This is a genomic window from Clostridium nigeriense (genome assembly GCF_050585245.1).
Classification (GTDB): domain Bacteria; phylum Bacillota; class Clostridia; order Clostridiales; family Clostridiaceae; genus Clostridium; species Clostridium nigeriense_A.
Map to the genome: position 1 here is coordinate 661,472 of NZ_JBNOOF010000001.1, position 13,261 is coordinate 674,732.

Here is a 13,261-nt window from a genome sequence, read left to right on the forward strand (position 1 = left end):
TTCTTTTTTCATTTTTATAATATATTATATTCTTCAGCTAACTTCTTAAATAATGGAAGTGATTTTTCAATTGTTGAAGTTTTAATACAATATGAAGCTCTGAAATGTCCAGGACATCCAAAGTCACTACCAGGCACTAATAATAAATCATACTTTTTAGCTTTTTCACAGAAAGCAACATCATCTTCTTCTAATGCTTTTGGGAATAAATAAAAAGCTCCATCTGGCTTATTACACTTAAATCCTGCTTCTACTAAACCATTATATAATAATTTCATATTTTTTTCATAAATACTTATATCTGATGGCATATCTGCACATCTTGCTACTGTTTTTTGAAATAATGATGGTGCATTCACATGTGTTAAAACTCTTGATGCCCCAGCTATAGCTCCATAAACCTTATCAAAATCAATAACTTCATTAGGAACTACTATATAGCCAATTCTTTCACCAGCAAGTGAAAAAGATTTACTATATGAGTAACATACTAATGTATTTTTGTAATATTTAGTTATATAAGGTACTTTAACATTATTATAAGCAATTTCACGATACGGCTCGTCTGATATTATGAATATTGGATGATTATATTCTTTTTCTTTTTCTCTTAAAATATCTGCTAATTTAATTATTGTTTCTTCTGAATATACTGCACCACTTGGATTATTTGGCGAATTGATAATAACAGCCTTTGTATTCTTATTAATTTTCTTTAAAAATTCTGGAAAATTAATTTGAAAATCTTCTACTTGAGCTGGTACAACTGTTAATTTAGCACCAGTAGATTCTACAAAACAATTATACTCTGGAAAGTATGGAGCAAATGTTAAAAACTCATCATTATCTTCACTTAAAGCTTTGAAACATATACTTATAGCTGCAGCTGCCCCAGCAGTCATAAACAAATTACTTCCTGAAAAATTAGTTTCAAATCTTTTATTTAAACTTTTTGCAAGTAATTCTCTTGCTTCTGGATCTCCAGGTGCAACTGTATAGCCATGAATACTGCATGGATCTTCATTTTTCAATATATTTATAAGTTCATCAGTAATAAATTTAGGTGTTGGAACATTTGGATTTCCTAAACTAAAATCATATATGTTTTCTTCTCCAACTATGCTAGCTCTCATTCTTCCATACTCAAAAATAGTTCTTATTGTAGATTTCTTAGTTCCTAATTTATACATTTTTTGTGATATCATCTTAAATACTCCTCTACACCATTTATTTTCCCAAATAATAAAGAGCTCATCTCTTTATTATAATCTATTATACCTTCTAATGGATTATTTAGACAATTCCCTTCTGAAAATATTACCTTAATTAATTTACTTTATATTAAAAGGCAAATAAAAAATTACTTCTATTTGCCCTTATCATTCTTTTACTAAACTTTATTTTCTTTTTAGAAATCACTTATTAAAATTTTTCTACCCAAGCTACAAAAGCGTCTACATATGACTTTAAAAAGTTTTTTGTATTTTCGTTTACCAAAACACCCTTTTCATCAAGTAATTCAATAACATTTCCTATATATGCTTCTGGTTGTTGTAATGTATAAACATCTAAGAAAGTAAGCGATTGTCTTAGGTGATGATTTGCTCCAAAAGCAGATATACCTCCCATAGATACGCTTACTATTCCTGCTGGCTTTTTAGCCCATACATTTTGTCCATATGGTCTTGACGCTACATCCAAAACATTTTTTAATACTGCTGGTACTGAACGATTATATTCTGGAGTAAAGAAAAGATATGCATCAACAGATTTTACATCTTCTCTTAAACGTGTCCAAGAAGCTGGTGGATTATCTTCTAAATCTTGATTGAACATATCAACATCCTTAATATCAATAAATTTTACTTCATACTCTGTAGGTATTACTGATGCTACATAATTTGCAATTGATCTATTAAAAGATTCCTTTCTTAAACTTCCTACAATTACTCCAATTGTTTTTTTACTCATAATTTTTCCCTCCTAATATTTTAAATCTCTAAGCCTTTATTGTCATAGACTATAGATTTTTTATAAACTCATTTATAAGTCATTAAATTTTTATTTTTAATAAAGATAAATAATTAAAATTATATATCTACTAATCCATCCAATATATCCGATAAATGCAAGCATTCTAACATCTTTTCAAAATCTGACTGAACTTTTCCATTAATGTTTTCTAATACATATCCTATTTTAGAACCCACAGGACAATCTTTATTAGTATCTGAATGGATAGCGAATAGGTCATGCCTATTTTCAACAGCTTTAAAAATTTCTAAAAGAGATATTTCTTTTGGTTTTTTCAAAAGCATAGTTACGCCGATTTTAGTTTGTGTTTTAATAAGCCCTGCTTTTTTTAAATCACTCATAAGACGTCTAACAAGTGCTGGATTAGTATTAACACTACTAGCAATATAGTCAGATGTAATACTTTCTTCCTTTTTCAAAGCAATAAGACTTAAAATGTGAATGCTTACAGCATATTTTGTTGAGTACATAATCATCAGCTCCTCCATTTGTTACCATTATAGTTTCAAATGAAATATTTGTCAATGAAATAATCTTCTTTATAATATTAATTTTCATACAATTTCATATATTTAAAAAATATATAAGTTATTAATTATCAATTTTCTTAATGATTTTTTTACTAAGAGATGTGAATAAAAATACAAAGTTCATTAAACCTTAACACTGTCTGATAAAATATATCTATAAAACTCTACATGTTTATCTAAAAAAGATTGTATAAGTGAAACTATTTTTCCAGTAGTAAGTGCACAGATAACTGTACCAATACCAACTCCAATAACTTTATGAAGAATAAATAATGATATTATAAGTGTTGTAGTTAAACAACATATATCAAATGTAGTTTTGATATATTTATATTGCTTTTTTAAAATAGCAGATAAGTCTCTTGGAAATGTATCTGTTGGAATAATTGGAAGCATACTGTTATTTGACAGACATATTCCAAATGCTATTATAAAAAAACTTGTTATAAAGTAAATAATGTGCCACATCAAAGAATCTGGCAAAAAATAAATCCATAATTCATGAACATCAATCATTTTTCCAAAAGCAAGTCCCATTAGAAAAGAGAAAATATAGCCAATATTAATTTTTTTGCTTAATATCATTAGAGATATAATTAAGATTGTTTGAAATATATAATTCCATGTTCCAAAACTCAAAATAGAAAATGCACTACTAAAAACATAAGGAACTGAAGAGATAGATGATATACCAAAATTACTTTTTGTCATTAATGCAATACCAAGGCTATTAATAATTACTGCAACAATTAGCGCTAATTCACCTGGCATTTTAATTTTTTTCATAGATAAGCCTTCTTTCATTTAAATAAAAATAATTAAATTAATTATGTAATTTTTTCACTTATTTATTATAGAATATGCTTTTCATAAATTCTAATGATTTATTTTATGGTAATCAATTCATTTTTTGCATGTATTATGAGATAATAAAAAAAATGATTTTAGAAAGGATGAAAAATATTGAATTTATATCATTTGAGATATTTTGTTACATTAGCTAAATTAGAGCATTATGGAAAAGCAGCTGAAAAATTAAAAATAACTCAACCAGGATTGAGTCATGCTATGGCATCATTAGAAGATGAACTTGGTGTTTCTCTATTTGAAAAAGAAGGTCGGAATATAGTATTAAATAAGTATGGAAAAATATTTTTTGATGATGTCAATAAAGTTATAAGTATTTTAGATTCAAGCATAAATTCTTTTAAAATTATAAGTAAAGGAGGTGGACAAATTAATATATCTAGTATAAAGCCTCTTGCAATACAGGATATTCCAAGAGTAACTCATAATTTTTTAGATATTAATAAAGATAAGGATATAGATTTTAAATTTTATACAGGAGTAACAAATGATATTATACAGGGACTAAAAAATGATATTTATGATATCGGTTTTTGTTCGAAAATAGAAAGTGAAGCTGATATTGAGTTTGTACCAGTACAGAAACAGGAAATGTGTGCCATTGTACCCTTTGGACATCCACTAGCTATGCATAATGAATTAGATTTAATAGAAACAATACCATATAAACATATAGTATTTTCAAAAAATAGCGGTCTAAGACCTGTAATTGATGGATTATTTAATAAAATAGGGCAATCTCCCAATATTGCCTATGAAGTTGAGGACGATAACTTTATTGCAGGACTTGTTGCTCAAAATTTTGGAATAGCAATTCTCCCTAAAATGTCTTCTCTTCAATATATGAATGTAAAAACTATTCCAATAATTCAGCCAGAATGGGAAAGCTATTTTTATGCAGCCAGAATGAAAAACAGATATCATTCGCCAGCAGCAGAATCATTCTATAAATATGTCTGTGAGAAAGGCTTATAATTATTTAAATATAGCTTATTAATAACATAATATTTAAAGCAGTGACAATTGCTCCAATTATCCATAACATAATATTTTCTACTAATGTATTCTTATACTCTCCCATAACCTTTTTAGATGATGTTAAATATATTTGAGTGAAAATAGTTATTGGAAGTTGTACACTTAATAGCATTTGTGAATATAATAATCCTTTAAATGGATCACTAATAAAGAATATTATTACTAATGCCAAAATCATTGTTAATAGCACACCTATCTTAGTGCGTTTCTCATTTATATCATAGGATTTTTTAAATAATCCTGCAAATATAGATCCTCCTGCCATTCCTGCTGTAACACAAGATGCTATTCCTGCAAAAAGTAATGCTATTGCAAATATTATTGCTGCTGAATTTCCTAATAATGGTTTTAATAATTCTTGTGCTTGTTCAAGTTCTGTTACTGAAATATTATTTCTAAAGAATGTTATAGATACAAGAACCATTGCACTATTTATAATAAAGCCTATTATCATAGATAAAATTGTATCCATGTATTCATATTTTAATTGTCTCTCCATAATAGCTTTATCTTTAAGATTCCACTCTCTACTTTGAATTACTTCAGAATGTAAGAATAAGTTATGTGGCATAACTACTGCTCCTAATACACTCATTATTATTGGTAGAGAATCCCTTGGAATTGATGGTGTTACCCATCCTTTAACAGCTTCCCCCCAATTAATATTTGCTAAAACAGCTTCAAATATGAATGAAATTCCAATTAATGATACAAATCCAATTATAATTTTTTCTATTTTCTTATATGAATTTGAAAATAGCATAAATATAATAAATGCTGTTGCTAATAATGATCCTAATTTTATAGGAATATTAAAAAGCATTTTTAAGCCTATGGCAGCCCCTAAAATTTCTGCCATTGCTGTTCCTATTGCTGCTAATATTGCTGTTGAAGTTATTATTTTACCTATAGTAGGCTTTATATATTCACTTATGGCTTCTGAAATACATAGACCTGTAACTATTCCTAAATGTGCTGCATTATGTTGTAATATTATTAGCATTATTGTTGATAAGGTTACTATCCATAATAATTTGTACCCATATTCAGATCCTGCTGAAATATTAGATACCCAATTTCCTGGATCTATAAATCCAACTGTAACTAATATTCCTGGTCCTATATATTTCAAGAATTCCCTTCCACTAAAATTTTGATTTTCTTTTATAAAAGTTTTCTTTATTGTTTCTTTCATTTATAAATTCCTTCCTTATTACTATATATCAACTTACATTATTTATCTTATGTTATATATAATTATAGTATTTTAATATAAAAATACAACTTTGTATTTTTATTACTTTTAAGTTGTTATATATCGGAAAATTCAATATTACATTTATTTAAAATATCATTTTCATCTATTATTTGGTTATACACCTCTTCTTCTATAATGTATATAGGTAGATAGAAAGTAAACTGAGTTGCATTTTCTATATTCTCAACATATATTTTACCATTATGCATTTCTACAAATTTTCTAACTAGAAATAACCCTATGCCACTACCTTCATTTTTTCTAATAAATAAATTTTCTGTTTGAGTGAATTTCCCAAAAATTCTCTCCCTATCATCTTCTTCAATGATTTCGCCATAATTTTTAACAGATATAAATAACCTTTTTGAAGGTAAGTCTGTATTAATTTTTATTTCTATATCAGTATCACAATTCGAAAATTTTATTGCATTAGATATTAGATTAAGAATAATTTTTTCAATTTTATCTGAATCACGAGCTAGAATTAGTTCTTCTTGATCCGTATCAAAAACTATATTTCGTTTCTTTTCATTTGCATATTTACAGTTGACATAATTAGATTTTCTACTATGCTAATAATATTGTGATTTCCTAATTTATTTATATATATATGTTTTCCATCTTTATCTTTTAACCATACCTGATAAGGTAATTTATCTAATATTCCTTCTAAATCTTCTATAGTATAATTTCTAATTAATTTTTCAATTTTTTTATCCACTTTATCCTCCTTTAAACTACATATAATAATTTATAGTAATATAAAATAATTTAATTATCAATTGTATAATCATTACTTAAAATAATTCTTGACAAAGAAATATTAATAATATACACTTTAATTGATAATGATTTTCATTATTAATAATTAAGTGTTGGGAGTTGTTTTTATGAAAATAGTATACTGGTCTGGAACAGGTAATACTGAAAAAATGGCAGAATTAATTAAAGATGGAATTGTACAAGCTGGTAAAAATGTACAAGTTATAAACGTTTCTAATGTCAATATAGCGGAATTATTAGAAGATGAAATACTTATATTAGGCTGTCCTGCTATGGGTGATGAAATTCTTGAAGAATCTGAGTTTGAACCTTTCATAGAAGAAATCTCCTCTAAAGTATCTGGTAAAAAAGTAGCATTATTTGGTTCTTATGGATGGGGAGATGGTCAATGGATGAGAGATTTTGAAGAAAGAATGACAGGCTATGGATGCACTCTTATTGATTCTCCATTAATAATGCAATATGAGCCTGATGCAAACGAACAAGAATGCATAGACTTTGGTAAAAAAATAGCTTCTGAATAAAATTTAGTTGGCGGTGATATATTATGAAATATTTAGATTTTTACAGTAAATTAAACTCACTGGATGATAAAGAATACGTAGAAACTTTTTTAGTGTATAATTTATCATTAGTTATAGCAGGTGCTAAACCAGCTGTTACAATTACAATAAAGAAAAATAATCCTAAATTATATGAAAATTGGAATATTTTTGGTTCTCCTTTTATAAAAGAGTTAAACTTAAATTATATTCAATTAAGAGAATGTTTCGATGCAGTTGTAATTATGGTTTATGATGAATCTATATTAGGAAAACATCTAAATTCTAAGCATAATATAGATTTTTTAACTAATATAGGCTATTCTTCTAATTCATCTACTACAGATTATGTGAATACATTAAAATTTAGATATGAGCAATATCACTGCCCCCATGAAATTGGAATATTTTTAGGAATACCTATTAAAGATGTTAAAGATTTTATAGAATGTACTACAAAGAAATGTTTATTATGTAAATATTGGAAAGTTTATAACGATAGTAATAAAGCCAAAACAATTTTTGATACATATGATAAGATTAAAGAACATACAATAAAAACTATACTAACTGGAAATTCATCTATTAATTTAGTTTTAAGTATAAAAAATTCTTTTAATCAAAGTGCTAAATATATATAATTTTAATATTATATTTTCAATAAAATTTAAATTATTTAAAAAAAGGGTAAAGAAATTGATTTACAGTTTCTTTACCCTTTAATTAATACTTTAATTTTCTTTATCTGCAAATTGGCTATTGTACAAGTTCTCATAGAAACCACCTTTTGCCATAAGTTCTTCATGAGTTCCTTGTTCAATTATATTTCCTTCATTAATTACTAATATTAAATCTGCATTTCTAATAGTAGATAATCTATGTGCTATTACAAAGCTTGTTCTATCTTTCATTATGTTTCTCATAGCTTTTTGAAGTAATAACTCTAATCTTGTATCAACAGAACTTGTTGCTTCATCTAGAATTAATATAGCTGGATCTTTAAGTACAGCTCTTGCTATAGTTAGAAGCTGCTTTTCTCCTTGAGAAATATTTGAAGCTTCTTCATTTAAAAACATATCATATCCACCTGGTAATGTTTTTATAAAATGATGTACATTTGCTACTTTAGCTGCTTCTATTATTTCTTCTTTAGTTGCTCCAAATCTACCATACTCTAGATTTTCGTAAATTGTTCCATTGAATAGCCATGTATCTTGAAGTACCATACCAAAGATAGATCTTAAATCTTCACGTTTCATATCTCTTATATCTACGCCATCAATTTTTATTGATCCACCATTAATTTCATAGAATCTCATTAATAAATTAATTAATGTAGTTTTTCCTGCTCCTGTTGGTCCAACAATAGCAACCATTTGTCCACTTTTAACTTCTACACTTAAATCCTTAATTAATATCTTATCTTCACTATATCCAAATTTTACATGTTCAAAACTTACATTTCCCTTAGGATTTTCTACTTTAATAGAATTTTCTATATCCCTAACTTCCTCTTCTTCCTCTAAAAATTCAAATACTCTATGAGCTGCTGCAAAAGCTGATTGAATTGCTGAAGAAAGTTGTGTTACTTGAGATAATGGTTGATTTATTTGCCATATGTAACGGATAAATGCTTGTAAATTACCAACAGTTATACCTCCTGCTATTGATATAATAGCTCCTGTAACTCCCACTGTTGCAATTCCTAAATAAGTAACAAGACTTACTAATGGAGACATTATTCCTGATATAAATTGAGCCTTAAATCCATTCTCTCTTAGCTCTTCATTAGCTTCCATAAGATCTTTTATAGCATCCTCTTGCTTTCCATATAACTTAATTACATTAAAACCTGTATATATTTCTTGAACTCTTCCATTTAATTTACCTAAAGCTTCTTGTTGCTTAATAAATAAATTTTGAGATTTTCCTACTATAAATTTTGTTATTAATAAACTTATTGGAATTATTAAAGTTGCTAAAAGTGCTAATTTAATGTTAATAGAATACATCATTATTAACGCTAATGCTATTGCTAAAAATGCATTTACAACCTGCAAGAAACTTTGTTGCAGTGCATTTGATATAGTATCTACATCATTTGTTATACGACTTAATACATCACCATAGCTATTACCATCAAAATATTTTACTGGTAACTTACTTATTTTTCTTTGTACTTTACCTCTTATATCCTTCATAGTATTTTGAATTGCATTTGTTAACAAAAAGTTAGCTATAATTGTAGAACCAGCACTACCTATATAAACAAAGAATAATAAAACTAAAACTTTATATATATAATTAAAATTTACACTAGCTCCTTCTACACCCTTTATAATTTTTTCAAAATCCTTTGTTAATTGAGTGATTATTAAACCTTCTGTTCTAGGTGCTATAGCTGTAAATACAGCTGATGAAATTATAAATGTAATAGCTCCTATAAAGGACCACTTATAATTTTTTATAAAAGGAGTAATTTTATTTATAGTTCTTTTTAAATTATTCATTAGTTAACTCCTCCTTTGTAAGCTGTGATTCTGCTATTTCATAATAAATTTCACAATTTTTAAGAAGTTCTTTGTGAGTTCCTATACCAACTACTTCACCTTCATTTAGAACTATGATTTTATCTGCATCCATTATAGATCCTACTCTTTGTGCAACTATTAAAACAACAGACTCTTTTGTTTCACTTTTAAGTCTTTTTCTTAATGTTGCATCTGTCTTAAAATCTAATGCTGAGAAGCTATCATCAAATATATAAATTTCAGGCTGTCTAACTATTGCTCTAGCTATTGATAATCTTTGCTTTTGTCCTCCTGATAAGTTAGCTCCACCTTCACTTATAACTTCATTAAATTTCTTTGGTTTATTAGCAATAAAATCATAAGCTTGTGCAACTTTTGTGGAATATTCTACTTCACCAGTACTTGCATTTTTCTTACCAAATCTAATATTATTTGTAATACTTCCTGTAAATAATAAAGATTTTTGTGGAATAAACCCTATTTTCTTTCTTAAAGCTTTTAAATCATAATCTTTAACATTTATTCCATCTACGTTAATATATCCTTCTGTTACATCATAAAATCTTGGAATAAGATTTATTAATGTACTTTTACCACTGCCTGTACTTCCTATAAAGGCTATAGTTTCACCTTTTTTAGCTTTAAAGGATATATTTCTTAATACATATTCTTCACTATTTGGATATTTAAATGAAACATTATTAAATTCTATTTCTCCCTTAATATCTGTTTCTTTAACTCCATTTATAGGACTCTTTATTATAGGCTCTTCTACTAAAATTTCATTTATTCTATTAGCTGATACTTGTGCTTTCGGATACATAACAAAAACCATAGAGAATAACATAATAGAAAACATTGCATGGAATAAGTATTCTATAAATGCTACTAATTGACCAACTTGTAGTTTGTTAGCATTTATCATGTTACTAGAAACTATAAATATAGCTATAATTGCTAAATTAAGTAGAAAAAAGAATGTTGGTTGAGATATAGACATAAGTTTGTTCACTTTTTTTGCTACCTTAGCATATGATTCATTTGTCTTATCAAATCTCTCAGCTTCATGATTATCATTTCCAAATGCTCTTATTACTCTTATTCCCGTTAAATTTTCTCTTGATATTCTATTTAATTTATCTAACTTTTTTTGTTGTTTTTCAGATAAAGGCTCTGATTTTTTAGCAATTACTATAACACCAACAATTATAAAAGGTACAGTTATTGCTAAAACTAAAGATAAAGATACATTAGTTTTTAAAATCATAATTAAACTTATAATAAACATTACTGGAGTTAAAAGTGCCATTCTTAACAGTGTATTAGTAAATTGAAGTAATACAAAGGCATCATTTCCCGTTCTTGTAATCATTGATGATACTCCAAATTTATCATACTCTGTATGCGAAAACTCCTGTGACTTTTTAAAAATATCATTTCTGATGTCTCTTGTTATATTACTAGATATTTTAGCTGAACAATATCCTAAAGTTATAGTTCCTATAACTCCTATTATTGATATAATTCCTATTACTACTCCCATTCTTTTTATATAGCTTATATCTTGATATACTATTCCATGATCTATAACCTTAGCCATTATAGTCGGAATTCCAAGCTCTACTAAAGCAAATCCAAACACAGATATAACATTAAGAGCTAGAAGTAATTTATATCTTTTTATGTAGTTTAATAATAATTTCATGATATTTTCACTTCCTTTCATTTGTAAAAATTTTATTATTTTATGCTATAATAATCTTAAAGTATCCAGTAACTAGACAGTCAAGGAGGAATTTTAAATGAATAATGATAATAAGCTTTATTTTACTACTGGTGAATTTGCTAAACTATTTCATATAAATAAAAAAACTTTATTTTACTATAATGAAATTGATTTATTTAAACCTGAAAAAATATTACCTAATGGATATATGTATTATTCTCATACTCAAATAGAATTATTAGGTATTATTTTTAGTTTAAAAGATATGGGGATGTCTCTTAAAGAAATTAAAGATTTTATAAATAAAAGAAGTATTAATAACGTTATTAATATTTTAAATTCGGAAATTATAAATATAGAAAATGAAATTAATAAATTAAAGGCAAATAAAGAAAGACTAATTAATAAAATTAAATCAATTGAGGAAAGTAAAAATTATAAAAGAGAAATAAAACTAGCTTATGAAGATGAAGAATATCTGGTATTAAGCAATTCTATAGATAATAGTAAAGAGTATTATGATATTGATACTTATGTTAATCATGTAAACTATTGTTTTGACAATGACCTCAATATTGGATATTCAACTGGGACTATAATATCTATGGATAATTTAATTATAGGTAATTACAAAGATTGTAGTTTTTATTTTACTAAAACAAATAAAGAAAATATATCAAATCATACTAATATAATAAAAAAACCTAAAGGTTTATATGTTGTAGGATATTTTAAAGGATACTATGATAAGCTTCCTTATTTTTATGAAAAATTAATTTCTTATATTAATAATAATAATCTAAAAATCATTGGAAATTCATACGAAAAAGTATTAGCTGATGAGCTAGTTTGTAAAAACATTGATGATTACATAATAAAAGTATCAATACAAGTTTCAGAGAACTAAAAAACAAGATCACTTCAGAGCTTACATAATGAAATTATAAAAGATTATTCAAAAGGTACCTCTTTAAAATTTTCTAAAGAATATATAAGAACAGTAGTTAGCTTTTTAGAAAAACTAACTACTGTTCCATTATAATTAATTTATTTATTCAACTTCCATTTAATAATTCATACAAAAATATATAAATTTCTTTATGATAAAAAATATATTATTCTAAAGTTTTTATATCCTTTAATTTAGCATTTACTATAGTTCTCTCTTCTCCTGTAGCATTGGTGCAAGTTGATAAAGTTATAATATTTCTTTTACCATCTTCAAAATAATCTAATTTGTGAATAGATTTACTCATTACTAGATTTATATAATTATTAAACTCTTCATCAGTTTCAAATTTATTCTCATATGGAAACATTTCTCCATTGGTTATATATACTGAAAATATTTCATATTCTAATACTTTATTTTCTAGATAAATGTATATAGTCTTATTCTCACTTAAATATTCTGGTTTTAATAAATTTGAAAGTGTTCCAAACATACTTTTGTCCTTCATATTATGTCCATGTATTATTATATTGTCATCACCTAATACATTTCTTGAATCTACAAAAATACTTCCCCCTCTATTTTCCTCTCCTTTAAAGTTTTTATATAAATATTCCTCATTATTTTCTGATTTTACAACCGGATAATTAATATTAGTATTAGGTATAAATAACCAAAATAGATAATCCGCATTTATTTCTTTTAACTTAGTATACTCTTCATTTTCTATATGCACTTCTTCATTTTCTTTCATAACTATATTACTAATATCACTATATGACTCTCTATTCTTATTATATTCACTAAAAATTCTATATAAATTATAAAGTGAAACTATAAATATTCCCCATAAAATTAATATTAACACTTTATTAAATATCTTTTTCATCTTTATCACCCACCTTTATTTTAACATATATATAAGCTATAATCAGTAATTCATTCCAACAATACTATATGAATTATCACAATAAATATAAAAGGAGATCTCAAGTAACCA

At 25.9% G+C, this 13,261-nt stretch carries 14 protein-coding genes; 4 read left to right on the forward strand and 10 right to left on the reverse strand.

Features of this window, described 5'->3' with window-relative positions; genetic code table 11:
* Positions 1 to 14 precede the first annotated feature (14 nt).
* From ACQPUY_RS03145 to ACQPUY_RS03160, 4 genes are all read right to left on the reverse strand, one after another.
* Positions 15 to 1,205 carry a pyridoxal phosphate-dependent aminotransferase gene (locus ACQPUY_RS03145; protein ID WP_430839462.1) on the reverse strand — a complete coding sequence of 397 codons (1,191 nt, stop codon included), beginning with the start codon at positions 1,203 to 1,205 and terminating at the stop codon, positions 15 to 17.
* Positions 1,206 to 1,422: 217 nt separating this feature from the next.
* Positions 1,423 to 1,971 carry an NADPH-dependent FMN reductase gene (locus ACQPUY_RS03150; RefSeq protein WP_430839463.1) on the reverse strand — a complete coding sequence of 183 codons (549 nt, stop codon included), beginning with the start codon at positions 1,969 to 1,971 and terminating at the stop codon, positions 1,423 to 1,425.
* 119 nt (positions 1,972 to 2,090) lie between these two features.
* The gene (locus ACQPUY_RS03155) at positions 2,091 to 2,510 is read right to left on the reverse strand and encodes an Rrf2 family transcriptional regulator (RefSeq protein WP_430839464.1); all 420 of its coding nucleotides are present in this window, start codon (positions 2,508 to 2,510) and stop codon (positions 2,091 to 2,093) included.
* 177 nt (positions 2,511 to 2,687) lie between these two features.
* Entirely contained in the window at positions 2,688 to 3,350 is a 663-nt protein-coding gene (locus ACQPUY_RS03160) for a DUF6198 family protein (RefSeq protein WP_430839465.1), read from the reverse strand.
* A 177-nt stretch (positions 3,351 to 3,527) separates the two neighbouring features.
* Here ACQPUY_RS03160 and ACQPUY_RS03165 point away from each other — a divergent pair, with 177 nt between their 5' ends.
* Complete coding sequence (locus ACQPUY_RS03165) at positions 3,528 to 4,406, forward strand: LysR family transcriptional regulator (protein WP_430839466.1); 879 nt, start codon at positions 3,528 to 3,530, stop codon at positions 4,404 to 4,406.
* 4 nt (positions 4,407 to 4,410) lie between these two features.
* Here ACQPUY_RS03165 and ACQPUY_RS03170 read toward each other — a convergent pair whose 3' ends face one another.
* The 3 genes from ACQPUY_RS03170 to ACQPUY_RS03180 form a co-directional block, all read right to left on the reverse strand.
* Positions 4,411 to 5,664: an Nramp family divalent metal transporter gene (locus tag ACQPUY_RS03170; protein WP_430839467.1), complete on the reverse strand. Its 1,254-nt coding sequence runs from the start codon at positions 5,662 to 5,664 to the stop codon at positions 4,411 to 4,413.
* Between the two features lie 116 nt (positions 5,665 to 5,780).
* The gene (locus tag ACQPUY_RS03175; protein WP_430839526.1) at positions 5,781 to 6,242 is read right to left on the reverse strand and encodes a sensor histidine kinase; all 462 of its coding nucleotides are present in this window, start codon (positions 6,240 to 6,242) and stop codon (positions 5,781 to 5,783) included.
* Positions 6,239 to 6,448, reverse strand: coding sequence for a hypothetical protein (locus ACQPUY_RS03180; RefSeq protein ID WP_430839468.1), 210 nt, complete (start codon positions 6,446 to 6,448; stop codon positions 6,239 to 6,241). The genes ACQPUY_RS03175 and ACQPUY_RS03180 overlap by 4 nt, the downstream gene beginning before the upstream one ends.
* Positions 6,449 to 6,617: 169 nt before the next feature.
* On the opposite strand from ACQPUY_RS03180, the gene ACQPUY_RS03185 reads away from it, so the two are divergent.
* Complete coding sequence (locus tag ACQPUY_RS03185; protein WP_430839469.1) at positions 6,618 to 7,034, forward strand: flavodoxin; 417 nt, start codon at positions 6,618 to 6,620, stop codon at positions 7,032 to 7,034.
* Between the two features lie 23 nt (positions 7,035 to 7,057).
* Positions 7,058 to 7,693: a DUF3793 family protein gene (locus tag ACQPUY_RS03190; protein ID WP_430839470.1), complete on the forward strand. Its 636-nt coding sequence runs from the start codon at positions 7,058 to 7,060 to the stop codon at positions 7,691 to 7,693.
* A gap of 90 nt (positions 7,694 to 7,783) precedes the next feature.
* On the opposite strand, the gene ACQPUY_RS03195 is transcribed toward ACQPUY_RS03190, so the two are convergent.
* Entirely contained in the window at positions 7,784 to 9,562 is a 1,779-nt protein-coding gene (locus tag ACQPUY_RS03195; RefSeq protein ID WP_430839471.1) for an ABC transporter ATP-binding protein, read from the reverse strand.
* Positions 9,555 to 11,288: an ABC transporter ATP-binding protein gene (locus tag ACQPUY_RS03200; RefSeq protein WP_430839472.1), complete on the reverse strand. Its 1,734-nt coding sequence runs from the start codon at positions 11,286 to 11,288 to the stop codon at positions 9,555 to 9,557. The genes ACQPUY_RS03195 and ACQPUY_RS03200 overlap by 8 nt, the downstream gene beginning before the upstream one ends.
* A 97-nt stretch (positions 11,289 to 11,385) precedes the next feature.
* On the opposite strand from ACQPUY_RS03200, the gene ACQPUY_RS03205 reads away from it, so the two are divergent.
* Positions 11,386 to 12,216: a MerR family transcriptional regulator gene (locus ACQPUY_RS03205; protein WP_430839473.1), complete on the forward strand. Its 831-nt coding sequence runs from the start codon at positions 11,386 to 11,388 to the stop codon at positions 12,214 to 12,216.
* A gap of 208 nt (positions 12,217 to 12,424) precedes the next feature.
* Here ACQPUY_RS03205 and srtB read toward each other — a convergent pair whose 3' ends face one another.
* Entirely contained in the window at positions 12,425 to 13,150 is a 726-nt protein-coding gene (gene srtB, locus ACQPUY_RS03210; protein WP_430839474.1) for a class B sortase, read from the reverse strand.
* Positions 13,151 to 13,261: the final 111 nt, after the last annotated feature.